The organism is Streptomyces sp. NPDC050743, assembly GCF_044456925.1.
GTDB lineage: Bacteria > Actinomycetota > Actinomycetes > Streptomycetales > Streptomycetaceae > Streptomyces.
This window is the reverse complement of the sequence record NZ_JBITGJ010000004.1, coordinates 205,467-225,516: the sequence shown is the minus strand read 5'-3', so window position 1 is coordinate 225,516 and position 20,050 is coordinate 205,467. Positions and strand designations below refer to the sequence as shown.

Below are 20,050 nucleotides of genomic sequence, written 5' to 3'. Positions count from 1 at the left end.
AGTTCACCCATGCGCGTTCGCCTCACCATCACCGCCCTCGGCCTCACCGCCGCCGCCCTCACCCTGCCCGCCTGCTCCGCCGGCACCAGCCAGGCGAAATCCACCTCCCCGTCCTCCGCCCCCGCAGACCACCCGGCCACCACCAAGCAGAGCGACGCCCCGCTGTCGTCGGCCGCGCTTCAGCCCCGCCTGCTCGACGAGAGCGACCTCGGGTCCGACTACACCCGCAAGCCGGAGGACACCTCCAGCCACGACGACGTCACCGTCACCGGCTGCCCCGCCCTGGAGAAGCTGGGCGGCGACGCGGCGGCCAGCGGCGCCCTCGACTTCCCCAACAAGGCGAAGGTGTCCTTCACTTACACCGGCGGCAGCGCCGGTTCGGAGGTCTCCGAGGAGCTGTACAGCGACACCTCCACGAAGCTGTCCGACGGGCATCGATCGGATCTTCGACGCCATGACCGGCTGCCCGACCTACCAAGTCGTCTCCGGCAGCACCGCCATCAACGTCACGTCACAGAAGACGACCGCGCCCCGGCTCGGCGACCAGCAGTGGAGCCAGCTGATGACCTTCACCTCCGGTGGGCAGGACAGCGTCGTCAAGCAGACCGCGATACGTGAGGGAAGCCTGCTCCTCATCGTCTCCGGCGCGCCAGCCCTGGTCGGCCAGCATCTCGACAAGGCCCTAGCCAAGGCGACAGCAACCCGCTGACGCGCCCGCAACGGCGCTCTCGATCACCACGGTCGAGGGCGCCGTGTCGACCGAGGATTCAGAGCATCCGGGTGAGCGTGCTGGGCGTCGCCGAGCAGCGGCCGGCCTAGGGTGGCGGGCCAGAGGGCCCTCGACTTGAACCGCCATACCGCGTGCTCCATCCCGCCCGGTTCGTGTCCGAGGGCGGCGGCCTCCTCGTACACAGCTCGCAGCTCCTCGTACTGCAGGCCCGTGACGCCGGCATCCGCAGCGAAGGCCCGCAGGTGTACGTCCACAGCGACGTGCGATCGACCGAGGAGCTCACGGCCGTCCACAGCCGGTACGACAGTCTCCGGTCCGACAACGCTGGGTCCTCCGGTGATGCCCCGCGGCCGGGTGGGGACGGCAAGCTGGACATAGCCCGTGCGCGACGCGACAAGGGCGAGAGCGTCACCAGCATTGCCAAGGCGCTGGGAGTCCACCGCGCCACCCTCTACCGCCACCTGGCAGAAAGGGCCTGAGAGAGGCGCGCAGGGGCGCAGTCAGGCGCTCACCTCGGAGTGCACCGGAACGGGCGGGCGCACTCCCGTGAGTGCCTCCGCTCGGGCGAGAAGGTGGGGCGCAAGGTCGGGGTACCAGCCACGGGCCACGGCTTGCAGCATCTCGGCCAGGGCCGCGAGTTCCCCGATTCGACCGGCTGGGGTGTCGAGGATGGCGGCGAACTCTTTGCGGATGCGGGCGGCTACGTCGGGTACAAGCAGGCTGTTGGCGTGGAGAAGCCCCGCGTCATAGCCGAAGGGCACCAGGCCCCACCGCTCCCAGTCCAGCAGGCACAGGGGCTCGGCGGTGAGGTTGCCCCAGTGCAGGTCACCGTGACCGGTCACCCGCTCCACGTTGGCGGGGGCCGGGATGCCGAGGAACTGGGGGAAGGCTCGTTCGATCCATCCGGCCCGGACGGTCGTCTTCACACCCTCCGCTTCAGCGAGCAGGGCAAGGGCTTGGCGAAGGTCCGCCCACCATTCGTCAGGCAGCGCCGGATCGTGGTCGATGTCGGCTCTGTCCGGGGACACCACGGGTTGCCTCAGGTAGTCCAGGACTTCGGCCTCGAAGGCCCACTCGCCGTCAGTCCAGTCGTGCACCCCGTGCAGGCGGGGGCGCGGGACGCCTTCGGGTAGGAGCTGGGAAGCCCCGACGATGCCCTCCCCCTGCTTTCTGCCCGCGTTCCTTTTCGCCGTCCGGCTCACCCGTAGCCACCGGTCCTCCGCTCGGCGTCCGAGGGTGACACCGAGGAAGCCCCACGCCAGCGGCCCCGTGCAGCTGAGGCCCAGTGCCTTGGCCGCCCGGTCGTGGGCTGCCTCCATCAGGGCTCGTACCTCCTCATTCACCGGCGAGTTCATCCGTCACCCTCCTGAGTTCCTGGGCCGTCAGCGGCGCAGCCAGAGCCTTGGCCATATCGTCCCAGTGCTCGCGGGTGCTCGCGGAGGTGAGGACGACATCGAGGCCGGGGCACGAGCCAGCGGCCAGCAGGGCAGCGGCTGCGGCCGACAGGCCGGGGCGGATGAGGTTCACCAGTTCGGGTGTCATGGCGTCGAGGAGTTCGCCCCCGTGCAGGGGCGCGGAGCCGAACGTGATCAGCCCGGCGTCCTTCGCCTGTACAAGTGGTCCGCCGCCGTTCAGGGCCTGTGTGATCGGGGCATCCATGATCAGGCTGACGGGCATCTGCATGCCCGTGAAGTGATGCTCGGCGGACCCAGCTGCCTGGCGTGCGAGCGCGAGCAACTCGGCGACACTGAACGCTCCGGAGGTTAGGCCCGACCAAGTGGCGACGCCGTACCCACCGATCCTGCCCGCATGGGCGAACTCCTCCAGCGCCGTGAAGGCTTCCCGCACACGCCCGTGCAGAGCGGCGCGGTCAAGGCCGTGCCCGTGGTGCTCGGGGTTGTGCACGAACACCAGGTCCACGCGCCCGAGCGCGGCCAAGGATCGCTCCGTCTGCCAGCGGACGAAGCCTCGCTCAAGGCTGTGCCTACCGGCCGCCTCTTCCCGGGTGAGCACGCCCTCAGCCAGCGCGCTGCGGCCTTGCTCCTCCGTGAAGAACCCCGTCTTCGTGGCTACCCGCACGGTCGGGTATTCCCCGAGCACCGGGCGCAGCTCCTCATGCGTCTGACCACGACCATAGTTGGGTGCCGTGTCCACCCAGGGGCTGCCTGCGGCCAGGGCGGTGCGTGCCGCCTGACTGACGGCACGCACGCGGTATGTCCCCAGGCAGAGCGCGGCGGTCACAGCGCCGTCCCCACGACTGCGACGGCGTGGCCGTCGATGAGGACGGAGACCAGTTCGGCCACCTCCTTGACCTCAAGCCCCGCGGAGTCGGCCACCTCCCCCAGCGTGGTCGGCTGGTTGGTCAGCAGCGTGCCCAGCGCGGGCGCCGCGGACTCAGCGAAGTCCCACGCGGTACCCGCCGCGGAGAAGGTGACCGTGCCCTGTTCGCGGTTGGCCGTCAGGCGACCTCTCGGAGCGGTGAGCTTGACCGTGATCTCTCTCCGTGCGGGGAGTCCGTCCACGTAGGGCAGGGACGGAATCGCGTGGCCCAGGTCCGTCGTGTCGATCGACTCCGCCCACCGCTCCACGAGGCGGGGGTCCGCCATCATGTCGGCCACCTCACGTCGTACGGCGTCGATGAAGTCCGACTGTTCCGCCAGCGAGCCGAAACGCGGGATGTCCCGGCGCAGCGCGAGGGACGCCCGGAGCTGATCGACGACCCACAGCATCAGGTCAGCGCCGGTGTGCGGGACCATGCCGAACGTGAGGTGAAGGGATTCCGTCCCCTGATCGGCGGTGACCGAGTGCCACCACCCGCGCGGCAGGTAGAGCACGTCACCCGGGGACAGAACGAGGTCCGCCACCGGGTCGCCCTCTGGCTCCTCCGGCGACTCCACGTCCCGGAAGGTGGGCGCCTCACGGGTCATCCCCCACAGGCGCCACCGCTTCGAGCCATGCAGTTGCACCACGACGACATCGTGGTCGTCCCAATGCCGGCCGAAGCCCTCCCGCTCGGTCCACGAGGCGTACACGTTGGCCTGCACGGAAGTCCCGAGGAAGCGTTCCAGCCCCTCCGCAGCCGCCCCCACGGCGGGGTGGATCTTCTCCACCGCGTCGAGGACCAGCGACGCCCCGTCCCTGAGCTGGGCGTGGAAGTCGGACGGCTGGATACGGGACCAGGTGACCGCGCGGCGGTTCGTTGTCGGGATCGCGTAGCGGTGCAGCGGCACCATCTCGCCGTCAGCCGACAGGCGCAGCCGGGGCGGCTCCAGCCGCTGCGTGGCAATGATCCGGTTCAGGTCGTCCCAGGAGAACAGACCCGCCACGTCGGCGACCCCGGGGAAGTGCGCGTACGAGCGGTGGTACGTCTGGGCGAGGAACCTGTCCCCGCCCAGACGCCCCGCCCACGAGGCTGCATCAAGCAACGTGGGCGCTCCCGTCAGTCGTTGCCGTCGGAACGGCCACTGCTGACGTCCGACTCCTGCTCGGCACGCGTGCGCGCGGCCACGATCTTCCGCTTCGCGACGAGCAGTCCACCCCCCTCGGGGGCGGCCGACGTATTGTTCTCTTCCACCATCGGACTTACCTCTCTCTTCTCGGGGACTCCCACCGGGATTCCGGCAGGAAGCAAAGGGACAGCGACGAGCGCGGCGGACGCAGACCTTGGCGACGACGGGCGCCCCGTGCACCGCGGGCACCCGCACGGCGGGGACTTGGTCGGCGAACCCGAGATCACTGCGTTGCGGTGGTTCACCCGCACCATGCGCACCGAGTCGTACATCCGGCCCCGTCGTATATCACCCGGAGAGTCATGCACCCGGTCGTCATGAGCGCACACCAGCGTCAGGGCCGAACCTCCGCCGGTACCCCAGCCGCCACCCCACGCCGTAGCGGACCCACTTTTCGTTTCGCCCGGTCGCTGCCATGGGGGAAATCATTGGCCTACAAAGCGACGGCTGTGTAGTTCTTTCCCGTCATGGACTAAAGATCATGAACGGCAGGCGGCGGACCACTCCGCCAACAAGGCTCGCGCTTCGTCCCCGAACAGCGCATAACCCTCAAGCGTGGAGAACAGTTCCAAGTGCATTTCGATGTCGCGTGGATCTCTCAGGATCACGACACCGGTGGTGTTCTCCACGGTGGCCAGGGTGTCGTCATAGATGGTGAAGGTGTCCATCGGAGCCATGGGCTTGTATCCCGCGATGGGGATGACGCCGAGCTTCACGTTCGCAAGGTGGGTCAGTGAGGCCAGCCGGTCAATCTGCATCGCCATCGCAGCCGGGGGCAGGAGTGGCCACCTCACAGCCTGCTCGGTGAGAATGAAAGTGAACCGCTTCTTCGTGTCGTAAAGAACCTCCTGCCGCTCCAGCTTCCTCGCGATCGTCTTAGTGACATCGGCCGGAGAATGGGCAAGGCTGGCGCGGATGTACTCAGGGGTGGACAGCAGTCCTGTAATCATCGAGAGCAGGAAGAAGCGGAACTCCGTGGACGAGGATTCAAGGGCGGCAAGTTCAGTCTGCTTCTTCTCCAGGCCCCTACGCCGGAGCGAGCGCAGGTCTTGCCATTCGGTGTTGGCCAGCCTCGCGAGGGCAACGACCTCCTCGATGACCTCAGGTGGTGCCACCACGGCCCGGAGGATCCTTTCCAGATCCAGCAGACTCGGCTGAACTTTCCCATTCTCGATCCGACTGATCTTCGATTGGGACATGTTGCAACGCCGAGCGAGCCGGTCCCCAGTGAGGCCGGCTCGCTTGCGTAGTTCTTTCAGCAGGGCCGCCAGTTCCTGTTTCGGCTGCCCGAGCTGCTCAGGATCGAACGTCACCCGCTGCTCACGTACTCCAGGAACGGCACGGATTTGGCAATGGCAATCCGCTTCCACTGCCGGTAGGGCTCCGGGTCGCCCTCGTACAGCTCCCGGTTTATCTGTGTCCCGTCCGCCCGGTAGTTCATCAGGACCACCTTGGACTCGTCGAACATCCAGAAGTCCTGATCTGGAAGTCCCGGGTTCTCCCGGTCGGTGAGGTCGAGGATACGGATATCCTCGCCCGCCTTCACGTGGTGCCGGTAGTAGTACTCGAATTCGAACCGAAGGTAGTCCGAGAGCGGGCGGGTCACGACGTGCACCCTGCCGACTCTCTTTCCTTCCGAGGCCCACTGCCGGACCTCATCCATCCAGGCCGATGTGTAATCGTCCGGCGACTTCTCCCCGGCGAGGAATCGCTTCAGCTTCTCCGCTTCCTGGGGCATGGTGTAGACGGGCAGCGTCTCCAGCCTCCACGCCTCACGCTCCATGGAATCGAAGCAGTCGTTCCAGGCGTCACCATCCAAGTGCACGGAACGCCTCCCTGAGAACCGCCTCCGGGATTTCCACAAGCCCTTCCCCGGCGGGCGGGGTGAAGGCGTCGGACACGTCACCCTGCACCACGAACGACCCCGCGGCCGTGCGGTACACGTTCGGGCAGTCCTTCTCTCCGCACTCGCCGTTGCCATTGCCCGTGAGCCGGGTGAGTGCCGAACGCTCGGACATGCCAAACCCCCTTGCTCTGGCCCCCATTGGGCCGCCTGCCCATGACGTTAGAGGGGGCCGGGCGCAGCGTCTATGCACGAACACGACTATGCGTGTCCTCGCATAAACCCGTGCGGCCGGAGGGGCGCAGCCGAAGGGGAGGAAGAGGAGCGGCAGGGTGCGGGGGCTGACTGAAGGACCCCGTCCTACCTGCTCCCGGCAGCAGGCCACCCCGGTGCAGGCTGCCTTCAGGGCCGCCTACCACCTCCCGCCCGTGAACGCGGTAGCGGTCGGCACGGACAACCCCGACCACCTGCGAGATCTGACCAACGCCCAGAGCTTCGCGGTGGACGAGGAGGCCGTCCGCCACTACCGCAGCCTCCTGCGCAACCGCCGTCAGGAGTGAAGCTCGGCGATGAGCCGCGCCGCCTCCTCCCGGGCGGGCTCCAAGCGGGGATCCTGGGGATGGGCGTGCGGCCCTACGACCTTCGCACAGAAGAACAGGGCCATCAGCCGGCCAGACCTGCTCTCCAGGTCTGGCCGACGCTCCGCCCACACTCGTTGTGCCAGGGCAGGGACGGCGAGGGAGTTCCCCCAGAGGGTGGCCGCGTCCAGTCCGCGCGGCGCCATCCCCCAATCCTCCCAATCGATGATGCAGAACTCGGGCCCGGTCACGTTCGCCCACGTCAGACCCGCATGTGCCGGCGTCCACTCATCCACGGTGGCGTCTACTTCGGGGAAGACTGCTCGGATCGTCCCAGTCACCAGTTCCTGGGTGGCCGTCTCTGTGTCCGGAGTGGCGAGGCGGTGCGTGCGCTGCGCGGCGAGTGCGTCCAGCGAAGCATTGAGTGCCGCCCACCAGCCGTCCGACAGTTGAGGATCCTCGATCACCAGAGCGGCTTGCCCAACGGGCGGGGCGGTGACCAGCACCATTTCGTCTGCCCGCCACATCACCGGCTCGTCCCGCTCGCGCCACGCCAGCCCCGCATACCACTTCGGCATAGACACTCCATGCAAGACCGCTGCGGCCTCGGTGCCGTTCCAGCCCTGTGCTCCGATCCGGTCGAAGCTGCGCCGCTCAACCCTCACCCACGTTCCACGGTCCGTCCGCGCCCCAACCGAGCGCCGCTTGCACACCACGGTGTCACGGAGCAACTGCATTTGAAGGGACCGCTCCACGTGTTCGAGAACGTCATCAACCGGCTCAACACGCAAGTCCACGGCCCGTGCACCAGGCGAAGAGAGCGTCATCTGGACTCCTTGGGCCCTCGCTGTGGGGTAGGGGCGACCTGCCGTCAGGTGAAAGCACCCGTAAGTTGATTAATGTAGTGGGTGATGTGCGGCATCCTGTGCGGCAGTTGATCGAGCGGGAAGAGGCGGAGCGCTTGGCATTCGCCAAGGACGAGGTCGGTTGCGGCAACTTCCCCCCTCTACGGAGCGAGGAACAGCTGCGGCGGGATGATCTGCAGCAGGAGGGACCGCGACGGCCCGCGAGACGCTGGATTAGACGGGCGTGTGCTGTGCTGTACGGCGCGGTCTGGTTGAGCGGATCCATCCGGCGACGGGTGTCCACTGCGTGTACCTGGCAGGGGACGCAACGAACAGTGATGCGGTTGAAGAGCGGCTTGGGTGGCGAAGAATGCGGCGGGCCGCTTCATGTCCGTCGACACGATCTACCCGCCGATGCTGGCAGCACTGGAGGAAGACGTATGACCGAGCAAAGGGCACAAGAGCGACCGGGCATCGCAGCCGCGATCGTGGTACAGGACGGCGCCGTGCTCATGGTTCGCCGCCGGGTCGCGGAAGGTCAACTGTCTTGGCAGTTCCCGGCGGGCGAGATCGAGGGGACGGAGACCCCTGAACAAGCAGCCGTGCGAGAGACGAGCGAAGAGGTCGGCATGGAGGTGACCGCTCTCAAGGTCCTCGGAGAACGGGTTCACCCCAAGAGTGGCCGGAAGATGACCTACGTGGCCTGTGTCGTAGAGTCCGGCGCTCCTTACGTGGCGGACGACGATGAACTGGCTGAGGTGGCATGGGTCCGGCATGCCCAGATTCCCGCGTACGTGCCATACGGCCTCTTCGACGCGGTGCAGGTATATCTCGACGCCGCACTGAGCCGGTAACACCTCGGTGCGTGCTGCGGACGGAGGACGAGGCAGCTTCGGGTAATCAGACCGCCCTCCCGACGAGCTAAGGAACTCGTCGTGGACACTGAAATCGGCCTGATCTGCCTGCGGTTGGTTAGCGTGGCTTCGCCATTGCCTCGTCGACCAAGTGTTCACTCATGGAGTGCCAGAGCTTCAGGTTGTATAACTCTCGTGCCACCTTCGTGTCTCCCGCGGACCGCGCTCGGCGGCCGACGTCTCATTTGTGTGCGTCCGGTGGCGTAAGACGCTGCCGCCATGGGTGGTCCGGCACGGTTACTGCGATGGCGTTCGCCAACCAAATGCGTTGAGGTTCGCCGAGCAGCGGCAGTACCGCTTCGAAGTCTGTCTCATCCTTCTCCCGTGTCGCCTTCGCCTTGTAGTAGAGCTGCACCTCGGGCGCCAGGTAGGGGATACCAGTCCCGCTTCTTCGTCCCAACCGCTCGATCGGAAGCCGGATCCGTGGGGTACGCCGAGAGACCCAATGGGTGCCCTCCGCCTCGTCCAGCATGAGCTGCACGGACCAGGGTGCCTCAGGCGTGCGTCGGCACCAGATGTCGTGGAGGGGCGGCTGAAGAGTCTCCCCAGAACGCCACGGGCGCAGCCGCCCCATGCCAGGTGGGTCCGCCACGTACAGGTCCCAGTCGGTCAAGAGATCGCGCACGCGAGCTTGGTCCCGTCGGAGGACGAGGACATCGAGATCGCCGTGCGGGCGTAGCTCACGGCCGACGGCGAGTTCGATCGCGTACCCGCCAGCGATCCACCACGGGAAGTCGGCCGCAGCGAACATGACAGCTAGATCTTCGGGACGAGCCGGCACCCAGCGCCCCACTCCCTCAATACTCACCTGTCCATGCTCTCAGTGAACGAGGCCCCGGAAGGGAAATCCGACGTAGGCCAGCCATACACAGAGGCCAGCTATGGGGTGAGCCGGTTCGGTCCGCGGAAGAGGAAGGTGGCCTCGCGGATCGACTCCAGTCCGAGTAAGACCATGAGCACGCGTCCAAGGCCCATGCCCAGCCCGCCGTGCGGTGGGCACCCGTACCGGAACGCGTTCAGGTAGTCCTGCATCGGCTCCGGACTCATGCCCTTCTCGGCGGCTTGCTTCAGCAGCACGTCGTAGCGGTGCTCGCGCTGGGCGCCGGTGGTGATCTCCAGCCCCTTCCAGAGCAGGTCGAAGCTCAGGGTCACGCTCGGGTCGTCGGCCGGCCGCATGTGGTAGAAGGGCCGGATGCCCACGGGGTAGTGGGTGATGAACACGAACTCGTGGCCGGTGGCCTGCTGGATGTGGGCGCTGATGCTCCGCTCGCCCTCCGGGTCCAGGTCCTCCTTGGTTCCTTCCGCGTCCCATCCGCCCTTGCGCAGGATGTCGTGCGCCTTGGCCATGGTGATGCGGGAGAAGGGCGTCGTAGGGACGGTGATCTCCACGCCGAACTGCTCCCGGACCGCATCGCCGTGTGCACCCGCGACCTTGGTGATGGCGTGGGCGAGCATCTGCTCCTCGAACGCCATAACGTCCTCGACGCCGTCAATCCAGGCCAGCTCGACGTCGACGCCGGTGAACTCGGTGGCGTGCCGGGAGGTGAACGACGGCTCTGCACGGAAGACGGGGCCGATCTCGAAGACCTTCTCGATTCCGGCCGAGATCGCCATCTGCTTGTAGAACTGCGGCGACTGGGCGAGATAGGCGCTGCGATCGAAGTAGCCCAGTTCGAAGACCTCGGCGCCAGACTCCGAGGCGGTGCCCATGAGCTTGGGGGTGTGCATTTCCGTGGCGCCCTGGGCATAGGCGTACTCGCGCATCCCCTGCTCCAGGGTGGTCTGCACGGCGAACATCAGCTGAGCGGCGGGACGGCGGCGTACGTCCAGGAACCGCCAGTCCAGGCGGTGCTCCAGGCTGGTGTGCTCGTCGATGGGCAGCGGTGTCGCGGCCCGGTTCAGGACCTCGACCCGCTCCGGGATGATCTCCAGGCTGTGGAGCTTCACGATCGGGTTCTCGACGACGCGGCCGGTGATCCGCACCGCGGACTCCGGCGTGAGCTGCTGCAGGGCGGCCTCGATGTCGTCGCCTGCACCGCCGCGCCGGTGGGTGACCTGCACCATGCCCGTGTGGTCGCGTACGACGACGAACTGGACCTTACTGAGCAGGCGCAGAGTGTGCGCCCAGCCCGACACGGAAACGGTTCGACCCAAGTGCTCGTGCAGGTCAGATACCAGTACACGATCGGTCGTATGGATCATCGCAGCCCTCCAGGGCGTCATGGTGATCCCTTGGGGGCGCGGGCGAGAAGGGGACTCGCGGTTCCACCACGCCTTCACCACCACTCGACAGTGGCGGCCTCATTCGTGGCCGGTAACGGGGCCAGCCGGCGGGGCATTGGACCACACGGCCGTTCCTCCCCGCGCTCAGGAGGGTCTTCACCCCGGGGCGCGAGGCTGCCTTCCCAGCTGCCAGCAGCTCTCTCGGCTCGCGTGATCCCTGGCTACTCGTCTCCGTCATCGCGTTGTGACGGAGGATAGCGAGCCAGGGCCTGGAGACGACAGCGAGATTTCTGCGTAGATCGTGATCGTGCCAGTGGGCAGGTTCGGAAGCAGGTGCGGCCACCCGGCGATCAACGGCGCCAGGAAGGAGGAGGTCTAGTCGCACTGATGAGGACGCTACCCGGGGCGCAGCCTACGAGGCTCAGTCAGCGAATGGACGGACACGGATCCGCGTGACAATTTCGTGGCGCCGGGAAACACAGCTCCCCCATCCTGACGGAATGCCCGACATCATCACCTCGCGCCTTCAGTACAACGCCACAGCGGTACGCCCAGACTGGAAGGACCTCCCACAAGACGTTCGCCATCTCATCACCCGACGCCTCGGAGGCTCAGTACAGGCCGGGCGCAGCGCAGGGAGCGGATTTACCAGCGGCTTCGCCGCTGTACTCCGCGGGGCCTTCGGACCTCTGTTCGTCAAGGCGGTCAAGAGCCTCGACAACAGCGTGGTGGCCGACTCCTACCGCAGGGAAGCGTTGATCAACCAGGCGCTCCCGGCAGAGATTCCGGCGCCACGCCTGCAGTGGATTGAGGAGCACGACGGATGGGTCGTTCTCGGCATCGACGCTGTCCCCGGTGGCCGCATGCCCACCACACCGTGGAAGCCTGATGAGCTAACGGCCACTCTCGACGCGTACACGATCACAGCAGAGGCACTCTCCACCCCACCCACAGCACTCCAGCATGTGGGCCTCAAGCCGGTGGGTGACGGCGGTGACTTCGCCGACTGGCGCAACCTCGCCCGAGGCGCCACGCCCACGAACGCCCTGCCTTCCTGGGTACCACTCGACCTACTGGACGTGCTGGCCAGCCTGGAAAGCGGATGGCGGGAGGCCGTCGCAGGCAATGCCGTCCTCCACCACGACCTACGACAGGACAACGTGCTGATCGATGCGTACGGCGCCGCGTGGATCTGCGACTGGAACTGGCCCTGCCTGGGTGCGAGCTGGTTCGACCTCGTCCTGCTCCTGGCCACCGCCTACGCCGACGGACACGACGCCACCGCCCTGTTCACCCAGCACCCCACCGCCCGCGGAGTCGCCGACGAACAACTCGATGCGGCGCTCGCCGCTCTCTCCGGTTTCTTCCTCACCTCCGGCGAACAGCCCGCAGCAGACTGGTCACCGCATCTTCGCCAGCACCAGACGTGGTGCGGAGAGGTCACACTGCGATGGCTGGCCAACCGGCGCGGTTGGGCACTCTGACCTGGGGCCCACCCGTTCAGTGTTCGACAGACAGCCCGCTCAACTCAGGCCGAGGGCGGTGCTGTCAGGACACCGCTCGGGATCCACTTGCGCAACACCTCGGGTACCTCCACCGTGCCGTCGGCCCGCTGGTGCTGCTCCAGCAGCGCGGGCACAAGCCTGCTCGTGGCCAGACCTGAGCCGTTCAGCGTGTGGACGAACATCGACTTCCCCTGTTGCGGCCGGTAGCGGATGTTGCCACGCCTCGCCTGGTAGTCGCGGGCATTCGACACCGAGCTGACCTCGACGTACGCCTCGATGCTCGGCAGCCACACCTCGACGTCGTACGTCTTGGCCATCGCTGCGCTGGTGTCCCCGGCCGCGAGTCGCGTGATCCGATAGTGCAGGCCCAGTCCCTTTACCAAGTCCTCCGCTCTGCCGAGAAGCTCCTGGTGTGCGGCGTCCGAGGCGTCCGGGTGGGTGAACTGGAACAGCTCGACCTTGTTGAACTGGTGACCGCGCAGGGTCCCCCGTTCAGCCGTGCGGTAGCCGCCGGCCTCCTTGCGGTAGCACGGCGTGTACGCGACGTACTTCCGAGGCAGCTCCGTCTCGGGCAGCGTCTCGTCCCGGTGCAGATTGACCAACGCTGTCTCCGCGGTCGGTAGCAGGAACCGCTCCGGACCGTGCACCCCCTGCTCCAAGGCGAAGACCTCGTCCGCAAACTTGGGGAACTGGCCCGCGGTGTACCCGGCCGCGAAGGTCAGGATGTGCGGTGGCAACACGAACTCATAGCCGTCCCGCACATGTGCCTCCAGGAAGTGGTTCAGCAGCGCCCACTCCAGGAGCGCGCCGTCGCCCCGGTAGATCCAGAAGCCGCTGCCGCCGAGCTTCGTGCCCCGCTCATAGTCGACCAAGCCCAGAGTTCGAGCGAGCTCCACATGGTCCCTGGGCGTGAAACCGAACTCCGGACGCTGGCCGGCTTCACGAATGACCTCGTTGTTCTCCTTGCCCCCGGCCAGCACGTCCGCGTCGGGTAGGTTCGGCAGCGGATCAAGGAAGACCTGACGCGCCTGCTCCAGTTCGATGAGCCGCGCCCCGACGGCGGTCAGCTGCTCGCCCACGGCCGATGCTTCACCGTGCAGACTTGCCACGCCCTCGCCAACCCGCTGCCGTTTCGCGATCTCGCCCGAGATCCTCTTGCGCTCCCCACGGAGGCGTTCCATCTCAGCCCGCACCTGTCGGTAGTCGTCGTCCAGTCGAAGAAACTCGTCGAGGTCGACGTGGACCGCCCGCTTGGCTAGCGCCTGCTGGACACGGACTGGGTTCTGGCGAATCAGGGTGACATCGATCATCCTGCCGTGCTCCGTTCGATCAGTCATCATGACGTGATCCCTTGGGAGCGCGGGCGAGAAGGGGCAACTCGCGGTGCCACCGCGCCTTCGCCACCAGCAGATGGTGGCCTCATTCACGACCCGGTCACGGGGGTCAACCGGCGGGGCATTGGACCTTCCCTGAGGCCGTTCCTCCCCGCACTCGGGAGGGGATTCACCTGGGGCGCGAGGCTGCCTTCCCAGCTGCCAGCAGCTCTCTCGGCTCGCGTGATCCCTGGCTACTCGTCTCCGTCAACGCGTTGCCCGGAAGGATACGTACGCCGCGATCGGGTCCGCAATCGAGAAACGCTTCGGCGGCTCCCGCAGCGTCCAGGCTTCCCCTTTGCGCACGGCCAGGATGTCCAAGACGTCCTCGCCGTCGCTGCCATATCCTCCCCAGGTGGCAACGACCAAGGTTGACTGGGCGTACGAACTGGCTGGTGAGCTGCTGAGTAGCAGCCTCCCGCGCAGGTGGGCACACTCGCAGGGCGTTGCCGCTTGCGCCCAGACGCTGGCGCCGCTGGCCGGTAACAGCGCCGAGGTGCTGGAAGCCGCTGCGGTGCTGCATGACATCGGCTACGCGCCCCCGCTCGCCTCTACCGGATTCCATCCGCTGGACGGAGCACGGTACCTCCGTGACGTGCACGGGGCGGAGGGACGGGTTGTCCGCCTGGTCGCGAACCACTCGTATGCGCTGCTCGAAGCCGCGGAGCGTGGCCTCCGGACTGAGCTGGCCGACGAGTTCCCCCTCCTGGATGATCCGCTCCTCGTGGACGCGCTGGTCTACTGCGACATGACCACGACGCCGGACGGCCGACGGACGACGCCCCATGAGCGGCTGCAGGAGATCTTGGGCCGCTACGGCGAGGACAGCGTGGTCGGGCGTTTCATCCGCCGGGCCGCCCCGCACATCCACGCGAGTGTGGATCGAGTGCGGGCGGCAGCGGTCGAGGCCGGCGTGGAGCTGTAAGTCCGAGCGGTCAGCCGAGGTAGGGGTAAGCCCCGGTCAGGTAGTGGCCGATCTGCTCGTGCATGCTCGGGTGGATGTCGAGCTTGTCCAGGTCGTCCGGGTGAACCCAGCGCACGCCGTCGGCCTCCTCATTGACGGTGGGCTTGCCCCCTACGGGGCGGCCGATGTACACGGCCTCGTACTGCTGCCGGATCTCGCCGTCCGTGTACTCGATGATGTGCTCCGGGTTGGAGTAGACGCCGAGGAAGCCGGTGACCGCCGCGACGATGCCGGTCTCCTCCTCGCACTCGCGGACGGCGCACTGCGCCGGGCTCTCGCCGATGTCCTGGGCTCCTCCGGGCAGGGCCCACTGGCCGGTGTCGCGGCGTCGCTGGAGAAGGATGGCGCCTTCGTCGTTGACCACGACCAGGTTGCTGGCGGGGATAAGGGTGTTGGCCTTGGGGGCCTTGGGGTCGTGGTAGTACTCGGTCCTGCCCACGGCAGTGCTACTCCTGTCTGTCGGGCGCCCAGGGGCGCGCGGATGCCCACACGGCCTCGAAGCTGTCGCCGTACCGCTGGAACCACTCCCCGCCGTCTATGTTGCGGAGCTGGAGTAGCGGGTTGGCGCTGGCCGGCTGGCCCCAGATGTGCGGGTTGACCATGAGGTGGTCGTCGTAAGGGTGAACATGGACGAACGATGGCACTCCGGTCTGACAATCGGGGCGAGATCGTGGAACGCATCGTCTGGGCAGGCAAGATGGCATTGCTGGTGGGGATTACGGGTTCTGTCGCCGCTGTCGTCACATACTGCCGTCACGGTCCGAACCCCTCAGCGCACCGGCAAACACAGCAGCATGAAGCCCGCCCTTCCCGAAATCGGGGAGGCCGGGCTTCATGCGTCGAATGAAGGACGGACACCGGCGTTCAGCCAGCCGGGGCGCGCAGGAGCCGGTCCCGCGTGCTCGCCGGCAGCACCCGGCGCAGGACCGGTGCGGTCGAGCTGAGCGAGGCGGCGAACGCGGCGACCAGGTCGTGCGGGACGCTGGCTGCGAAGGACGCCGCCCACAGGCACTGCGTGCCCAGCGCGGGCTCGGCCCATGCCTGCCATCCGGCCGGTCCCGCAGCGTCGGCCTCGGCGACCAGGGTGCGCGGGTCGGCGTCCTGGATGAGGGGCGGGACCTCGCCGAGGCTGAGGTGGGAGGTGAACGTCGGGTCCGTCGCTGCCGCGTGGGGCTGGTCGATGTCGCGGAGCCAGCCGTGGGCGGTGACCGCGTCGAGGACCACCTCGGGCCCGGCGAAGGACACGGCGGGCTGGTCCCGGGCATCGAGCGCGACGAGGAAGTCGGTGAGGACCTCGCCGGGGACGTCTGGGGTGAAGTAGGCCGACCACTGCGCGAGCGGACTGTTGGTATCGGCGCGGGCGCAGACCTGCCAGGAGATCGGCAGTTCGCCGAGGTGGAACGGCTCGTCCGCCAAGACCCACTGGGCCCACCGGAGGGTGTCCTGGCTGATGTGCAGGACGGTGCTGCGCAGGACCTGACGGTCCTCCGGCGCCTCGTCAGGTTCCTGGCGTCCGCGGACGATCGCAAGGCTCGACCAGCCAAGGCCGGCGAGCGTATCGGCGACGGAGTCGTAGAGGCGTCCGTCGTCCCCGGCCAGGTGCCGGGGACCGACCCAGTAGGCGCGCTGGGCGCTGTTGCTGGCCGGCGGATCGAGGGGGGTGTCGGGGTTCAGGGGCGCCTCCAAGGGCTCGGTGCGGGTCTACTTGCCGCGTGCGGTGCGGCGTTCCCGGCGAGGGGGTGCCTGGACGGGAGAGTGCCAGGTCAGGGCGACGGCGACCTCGGGCGGCAGATGACCAAGCTGGGCGCCCGGATCCCGGCCTTCGGCGAGGTAGACGACGGGCCGCCCGGTCTCGTCCACGCACTGCACGACCTGCGCCAAGCGGTGTGCCATCGGGAAGAAGGGATTCATGGCCTGGCGTACCGGGGCACTCCGATCGCAGCCGGACAGCAGGTCGATGAGATCGCCGACAGTCATCTCCGGGGTCGTCACGAACAGCCTCCTGGGGTAGAGGGATACGGGGAGCAGTGGAAACGTTCGGCGGCAGACAGGCGACCGCGTGCGGGGCGGGGACTATCTGTCTGTGTCCGCGCTCTCATAGGGGGCGTGAGGTCTCCAGCACGCGCGCCACAGCGGCGGCGACGATGTCCGCCGGCGTCTCGGTGTCGAACGACAGGTGGTAGCCACGCACCTTGGCCGTGCCGGTGACGGCGATCTTCCATCCCTCGCCGTCCGTGCCGGGGCGGCCGAGCGGGAACCAGCCGAGGTAGAACCGGCCGTCCTTGGAGCTGACGTGCACGTCCGCACGGTCGTCCACGATGAGGTTGAAGTCCTCAGCGGAGAACTGGTCCATGACGAGCGTGGGCTGGCCAGGACCCAGCTGCCACTCGTGCAGCCGCAGGGCTTCGACAGTGGTGGAGAATCCAGGGCCGACGGGAGCCACGGTCACGGCAATCACCTCTCTGACCTGGGGTTTCTTGCAAGATCGTCTACGTTGGCATGCTCTCGCGCACGTTGGCCAGTCTTTCCGCGATCTTTCCTGTCTGCCCCCGGCGAACTGCTGTCTCCTGTCACTCAATCGAGGCGTTTGGCAGCGAACCCAGTCGTGGGGCTTCCAACACCGCCACGTGCCGACACCACGCCGAAGAGGTCAATGGGAACGGCACCTTGTCCTGTCGACACAGGTCTTGTCAGTGACACCTCATACACTCCGCTGATGCGACAGCCAAGGATGATGAGCACCCTGGCCCTGGCCCTCCCAGACACCAGAGCTCACGGGTACGGCGTCTGCAAGGTCGCCCGCAGATCCAGTAGATCAACGGCACCATGCGCCAGAAGCGCTTCCGTGAGGTGGGACGGTCTCCGTTACGGATCTCGGAGAGGGTTCCACTATCGTCCGTGTCAACAGGGGGATTAGAGCTGTGCCTTCCGCTACTGGCTTGACCGACTTGCGCGAGCAGTGGATCCAGAAGATCTGCACGAGGATCGCCACCTCCAGCGGCCGCCACCCGTTGCTAGAACCGGCGCGAATCGTCGGCGACACGAGCGATCTGGATCTGATACGGGCCCTTCTGGTTCTGCAGATCGCCGTCTTGGACGCGCGTGGCCGATCTACCGCGCACATCACCGGACTCCTGGCCGAGCACCCGGTCTTCGCCGATCCCAAGCCCGACACAGATCAGTTCGCCAGCCTGGTCAAGCATGTCCGCCAGCGTGTGGAATACGACGGAGTAACGGGTTCCGTCCTGCTGTTCGGCCTCGGCCTACGTGCCGGGGAGTTGGAAAGCGCGTACGCCCTTCTCCTGAACCCCTGGTTCCGTCGGCGTTCCCGCGCGGCCACCACTGCCCAGGTAGTCAGAGACCTGGCCCGGCACTGGGGCGTGGAAGCCCCTCGCACCGTAAAAGCTGCGGTGCCTCGCTCACTCGCACCCCTGGAGGCGTGCTCCGACACCATCTGGTCCCGGCTGAAAACGGAGCCCGACACTCGTGTCCAGCATGTCGTGTCACGTGTCCTATTTGGGAAAGGCAACGAGGCTCAAGAGCTATGGATGAAGCAGTTTCCAGCCCGCGGTGTCAGGCATCTCTGGGAGCTGGGCTCACAAGCGGCCAGCTGCACCGCAGCTAGAGGGTACTTTCGCGAGGCGATCCGCCACCCCCAGCTGAACTATGCTCAGCGGTCGGTCCTCACTCGCGCCTTGGACGTGGTCGACGACCAACTCGAGGCGCTCGCCGAAGCGATAGGTTGCCTTAGCGCCACCGAGCGCAACCTGCTACGGCCCCGTACACAGCAGGAACGCTTCCAGGACGCCTGCATCCTGACCTTCCTGAACCGGTCGCTCCACTTCCGAGACAGCTACCCCGTTAGCTCCTGTGTCCCCGACGCCCAGGCGGTACACGGCACATACGGCCCTCTGCCCTGGTGGAACATCATCGTACGAACCGGGGAGGAGACGGAGGCCGCCCGCGCCGCACTCAGCGAGGGAGTGTTGCCCCTCGGTTTCGAGAGGGATCCCGGACACGCGAGTCGACTTCTGCTCATCTGCCGCAAGCCCAGAACGAAGTCCCTGGGTATGCGCGCTCACTTCGTCTTCGACCTGGACAACCCAGCCCACGCCTGCGAGCTGCTCCTCATAGCGAAGAGCTCCGGCGTTCCCATCGACCTCTATGCCGAATCGCACAACGAGCAAGACGAATGGGACATCGAGTACACCCACCTGGGCACGCTGTACGCGCCCATCGGCCCGGAACTCGCTGGCCTGGTCACGGAAGGGGCCATCGAAGCACTGACACGATCCTTGCCGGGCGCCCGTGACAGTGACCTCGACGAGCATGAGGGGATTGAGCCGCTCGTGGAGGCGTTGCGGCGTCTGCCTCCCGCGGGGGTCCAGCACTTCTCCTCGGGGCGGCATATCACCGCATCGTCCCATCGCGACCTCGAAGGCGGGGTCGTAGCGCTGAAGGCCGACCCGCCGGTGGAGCTCTCTGGATTCTCCAGGGGCACCAAGAAGCGCCAGCAATCCAGCCGCTCGCGGGAGACGCGCACCAGGACTCCCCTGTCTCCCCCTCGGACGACTGGATTCGTGTACGTCCAGCGGAATCCTGCCTTCCCGGACATGCTTAAGATCGGCTACTCGGACCGGCTCGCAGAGGACCGCGCGAAGGAGCTGTACGGCACATCGGTCCCCTTCCCTTACGAGGTGCTTTTCAGGGCTCTCTCGTCCCGCCCTGAAGACGTGGAACGGGCTGTCCATCGCCTCCTCACTGCCCAACGGGTCAACGCAGACAGGGAATTCTTCCGCGTCACCCTTGAGACGGCTATCGAGGCGATCCGCCATTGCCAGGGTGAGGCAACCGGGATCACCACCTGGGAGCCGACACCTGTCATTCATCGCCTGCGCGCGGACGACCGAGTCGTCCTGCCACTGAGGGCCGGGCAGTTGTTCGCGCTCACGGCATACCCCCATCTGCTCAGTTCGTCTGCCGAGGTCCTCGACTTCTGGCAGGCCCACGCGGACGGTGATCTACTGGAAATTCACGCCACACGCGACCCCGGGCATGTGGCCGGCATCAGCGACAACGATCCCGGTGCATTCGAGGACCCCGTTCCATTCCTCAATTAGGAAAAAACCGCACGGAACGGCATGCTCCACGGTCGGGAACGCCTGGTCGCCGGCGACCGGCTGATCTGGTTCTCGGACGAAGAGGGGTCGACCGACGCCCGCGGCGTCGTCTTCGAAGCGGACGCCTTCTGCCAGGTCACCTACCGGACGGCAGCCATCCGACGGGGCCCGCTGGGAATTCCTCTCCTGCTGAACGACCTTGACCGGGACATCCCCGACGCCATGGGAACACTCATTAGGGACGTCCTCGCACTAGACCCACCGCGTAGCTGGGCGCCCCGGAATCCTCAAGAAGAAGACGGGTGGGCGGTAGCGGCCACGGATCCCCAGCCGCCCGAGCGCTGGCTCCCACAACTCGAACGACGGCACAGGAACGTGCGCCGAGACCGATCCTGAACACCGTGAGGCACAGGAGCCAGCTCGACGTGACCAAATCCCAGCGTACG

Annotated in this window: 22 protein-coding genes and 1 pseudogene; 7 read left to right on the top strand and 16 right to left on the bottom strand. The window is 66.9% G+C overall.

The features are described 5' to 3' along the window. Nucleotides 1–9: 9 nt before the first annotated feature. A pseudogene (locus ACIBJF_RS06910) lies at nt 10–709 on the top strand (hypothetical protein). 152 nt (nt 710–861) lie between these two features. Then, the gene (locus ACIBJF_RS06905) at nt 862–1,209 is read left to right on the top strand and encodes a helix-turn-helix domain-containing protein (protein ID WP_399172641.1); all 348 of its coding nucleotides are present in this window, start codon (nt 862–864) and stop codon (nt 1,207–1,209) included. A 21-nt stretch (nt 1,210–1,230) separates the two neighbouring features. Here the strand turns inward: ACIBJF_RS06905 and ACIBJF_RS06900 are convergent, their stop codons facing one another. From ACIBJF_RS06900 to ACIBJF_RS06870, 7 genes are all read right to left on the bottom strand, one after another. Next, a complete protein-coding gene (locus ACIBJF_RS06900) occupies nt 1,231–2,085 on the bottom strand; it encodes a hypothetical protein (RefSeq protein WP_399172639.1) in 855 nt (284 codons plus the stop codon). Beyond that, nucleotides 2,066–2,971, bottom strand: coding sequence for an aldo/keto reductase (locus ACIBJF_RS06895; RefSeq protein WP_399172637.1), 906 nt, complete (start codon nt 2,969–2,971; stop codon nt 2,066–2,068). Before ACIBJF_RS06895 ends, ACIBJF_RS06900 begins: the two co-directional genes overlap by 20 nt. Further along, nucleotides 2,968–4,155: a JmjC domain-containing protein gene (locus ACIBJF_RS06890; RefSeq protein ID WP_365730567.1), complete on the bottom strand. Its 1,188-nt coding sequence runs from the start codon at nt 4,153–4,155 to the stop codon at nt 2,968–2,970. Before ACIBJF_RS06890 ends, ACIBJF_RS06895 begins: the two co-directional genes overlap by 4 nt. A 14-nt stretch (nt 4,156–4,169) precedes the next feature. Beyond that, nucleotides 4,170–4,307, bottom strand: coding sequence for a hypothetical protein (locus tag ACIBJF_RS06885; RefSeq protein WP_399172635.1), 138 nt, complete (start codon nt 4,305–4,307; stop codon nt 4,170–4,172). Nucleotides 4,308–4,718: 411 nt separating this feature from the next. After that, complete coding sequence (locus ACIBJF_RS06880; RefSeq protein ID WP_040896666.1) at nt 4,719–5,552, bottom strand: helix-turn-helix transcriptional regulator; 834 nt, start codon at nt 5,550–5,552, stop codon at nt 4,719–4,721. Beyond that, nucleotides 5,549–6,064, bottom strand: coding sequence for a DUF6879 family protein (locus ACIBJF_RS06875; RefSeq protein WP_055493665.1), 516 nt, complete (start codon nt 6,062–6,064; stop codon nt 5,549–5,551). The genes ACIBJF_RS06880 and ACIBJF_RS06875 overlap by 4 nt, the downstream gene beginning before the upstream one ends. Then, nucleotides 6,048–6,257 (bottom strand): hypothetical protein, encoded by a 210-nt coding sequence (locus ACIBJF_RS06870; protein ID WP_055493664.1) that lies wholly within the window; start codon nt 6,255–6,257, stop codon nt 6,048–6,050. The genes ACIBJF_RS06875 and ACIBJF_RS06870 overlap by 17 nt, the downstream gene beginning before the upstream one ends. 157 nt (nt 6,258–6,414) lie before the next feature. On the opposite strand from ACIBJF_RS06870, the gene ACIBJF_RS06865 reads away from it, so the two are divergent. Then, nucleotides 6,415–6,642 (top strand): hypothetical protein, encoded by a 228-nt coding sequence (locus ACIBJF_RS06865; protein ID WP_399172634.1) that lies wholly within the window; start codon nt 6,415–6,417, stop codon nt 6,640–6,642. Here the strand turns inward: ACIBJF_RS06865 and ACIBJF_RS06860 are convergent. After that, nucleotides 6,633–7,487 carry a hypothetical protein gene (locus ACIBJF_RS06860; RefSeq protein ID WP_399172633.1) on the bottom strand — a complete coding sequence of 285 codons (855 nt, stop codon included), beginning with the start codon at nt 7,485–7,487 and terminating at the stop codon, nt 6,633–6,635. The two genes, ACIBJF_RS06865 and ACIBJF_RS06860, sit on opposite strands and share 10 nt — an antisense overlap. Before the next feature lie 458 nt (nt 7,488–7,945). On the opposite strand from ACIBJF_RS06860, the gene ACIBJF_RS06855 reads away from it, so the two are divergent. Beyond that, the gene (locus ACIBJF_RS06855; protein ID WP_399172632.1) at nt 7,946–8,359 is read left to right on the top strand and encodes an NUDIX hydrolase; all 414 of its coding nucleotides are present in this window, start codon (nt 7,946–7,948) and stop codon (nt 8,357–8,359) included. A 241-nt stretch (nt 8,360–8,600) separates the two neighbouring features. Here ACIBJF_RS06855 and ACIBJF_RS06850 read toward each other — a convergent pair whose 3' ends face one another. Both ACIBJF_RS06850 and aspS read right to left on the bottom strand, forming a co-directional pair. Beyond that, nucleotides 8,601–9,170: a nucleotidyltransferase domain-containing protein gene (locus tag ACIBJF_RS06850; protein ID WP_234519199.1), complete on the bottom strand. Its 570-nt coding sequence runs from the start codon at nt 9,168–9,170 to the stop codon at nt 8,601–8,603. A gap of 128 nt (nt 9,171–9,298) precedes the next feature. Further along, entirely contained in the window at nt 9,299–10,621 is a 1,323-nt protein-coding gene (gene aspS, locus ACIBJF_RS06845) for an aspartate--tRNA(Asn) ligase (protein WP_399172631.1), read from the bottom strand. A 521-nt stretch (nt 10,622–11,142) separates the two neighbouring features. Between aspS and ACIBJF_RS06840 the strand changes: the two genes are divergently transcribed. Beyond that, entirely contained in the window at nt 11,143–12,126 is a 984-nt protein-coding gene (locus tag ACIBJF_RS06840; protein ID WP_399172630.1) for a hypothetical protein, read from the top strand. Nucleotides 12,127–12,170: 44 nt separating this feature from the next. Here ACIBJF_RS06840 and serS read toward each other — a convergent pair whose 3' ends face one another. Continuing rightward, nucleotides 12,171–13,457 carry a serine--tRNA ligase gene (serS, locus tag ACIBJF_RS06835; protein ID WP_399172628.1) on the bottom strand — a complete coding sequence of 429 codons (1,287 nt, stop codon included), beginning with the start codon at nt 13,455–13,457 and terminating at the stop codon, nt 12,171–12,173. Nucleotides 13,458–13,875: 418 nt separating this feature from the next. Between serS and ACIBJF_RS06830 the strand changes: the two genes are divergently transcribed. Next, complete coding sequence (locus ACIBJF_RS06830) at nt 13,876–14,445, top strand: HD domain-containing protein (protein ID WP_399172627.1); 570 nt, start codon at nt 13,876–13,878, stop codon at nt 14,443–14,445. 10 nt (nt 14,446–14,455) lie between these two features. Here ACIBJF_RS06830 and ACIBJF_RS06825 read toward each other — a convergent pair whose 3' ends face one another. The 5 genes from ACIBJF_RS06825 to ACIBJF_RS06805 all read right to left on the bottom strand — a co-directional run bounded on the left by ACIBJF_RS06825 (nt 14,456) and on the right by ACIBJF_RS06805 (nt 16,933). Further along, nucleotides 14,456–14,923, bottom strand: coding sequence for an NUDIX hydrolase (locus tag ACIBJF_RS06825; RefSeq protein ID WP_399172626.1), 468 nt, complete (start codon nt 14,921–14,923; stop codon nt 14,456–14,458). 7 nt (nt 14,924–14,930) lie between these two features. Next, entirely contained in the window at nt 14,931–15,086 is a 156-nt protein-coding gene (locus ACIBJF_RS06820; RefSeq protein WP_199880944.1) for a hypothetical protein, read from the bottom strand. Between the two features lie 262 nt (nt 15,087–15,348). Beyond that, complete coding sequence (locus ACIBJF_RS06815) at nt 15,349–16,170, bottom strand: DUF317 domain-containing protein (RefSeq protein ID WP_055493655.1); 822 nt, start codon at nt 16,168–16,170, stop codon at nt 15,349–15,351. A 15-nt stretch (nt 16,171–16,185) separates the two neighbouring features. Continuing rightward, on the bottom strand, nt 16,186–16,476 hold the full coding sequence (locus ACIBJF_RS06810) for a hypothetical protein (RefSeq protein ID WP_055493654.1): 291 nt from the start codon (nt 16,474–16,476) through the stop codon (nt 16,186–16,188). A 103-nt stretch (nt 16,477–16,579) separates the two neighbouring features. Then, on the bottom strand, nt 16,580–16,933 hold the full coding sequence (locus ACIBJF_RS06805; protein ID WP_399172625.1) for a DUF317 domain-containing protein: 354 nt from the start codon (nt 16,931–16,933) through the stop codon (nt 16,580–16,582). Between the two features lie 490 nt (nt 16,934–17,423). Here ACIBJF_RS06805 and ACIBJF_RS06800 point away from each other — a divergent pair, with 490 nt between their 5' ends. Then, nucleotides 17,424–19,604 (top strand): GIY-YIG nuclease family protein, encoded by a 2,181-nt coding sequence (locus ACIBJF_RS06800; protein WP_399172624.1) that lies wholly within the window; start codon nt 17,424–17,426, stop codon nt 19,602–19,604. Nucleotides 19,605–20,050: the final 446 nt, after the last annotated feature.

What these genes read in the sequence shown, in the direction of transcription:
- ACIBJF_RS06900 (WP_399172639.1), bottom strand. Translation starts at nt 2,085, where the DNA reads ATGAACTCGCCGGTGAATGAGGAGGTACGAGCCCTGATGGAGGCAGCC.
- ACIBJF_RS06885 (WP_399172635.1), bottom strand. Translation starts at nt 4,307, where the DNA reads ATGGTGGAAGAGAACAATACGTCGGCCGCCCCCGAGGGGGGTGGACTG.
- ACIBJF_RS06870 (WP_055493664.1), bottom strand. Translation starts at nt 6,257, where the DNA reads ATGTCCGAGCGTTCGGCACTCACCCGGCTCACGGGCAATGGCAACGGC.
- ACIBJF_RS06860 (WP_399172633.1), bottom strand. Translation starts at nt 7,487, where the DNA reads ATGACGCTCTCTTCGCCTGGTGCACGGGCCGTGGACTTGCGTGTTGAG.
- ACIBJF_RS06855 (WP_399172632.1), top strand. Translation starts at nt 7,946, where the DNA reads ATGACCGAGCAAAGGGCACAAGAGCGACCGGGCATCGCAGCCGCGATC.
- ACIBJF_RS06850 (WP_234519199.1), bottom strand. Translation starts at nt 9,170, where the DNA reads ATGTTCGCTGCGGCCGACTTCCCGTGGTGGATCGCTGGCGGGTACGCG.
- aspS (WP_399172631.1), bottom strand. Translation starts at nt 10,621, where the DNA reads ATGATCCATACGACCGATCGTGTACTGGTATCTGACCTGCACGAGCAC.
- ACIBJF_RS06840 (WP_399172630.1), top strand. Translation starts at nt 11,143, where the DNA reads ATGCCCGACATCATCACCTCGCGCCTTCAGTACAACGCCACAGCGGTA.
- serS (WP_399172628.1), bottom strand. Translation starts at nt 13,457, where the DNA reads ATGATCGATGTCACCCTGATTCGCCAGAACCCAGTCCGTGTCCAGCAG.
- ACIBJF_RS06820 (WP_199880944.1), bottom strand. Translation starts at nt 15,086, where the DNA reads ATGGTCAACCCGCACATCTGGGGCCAGCCGGCCAGCGCCAACCCGCTA.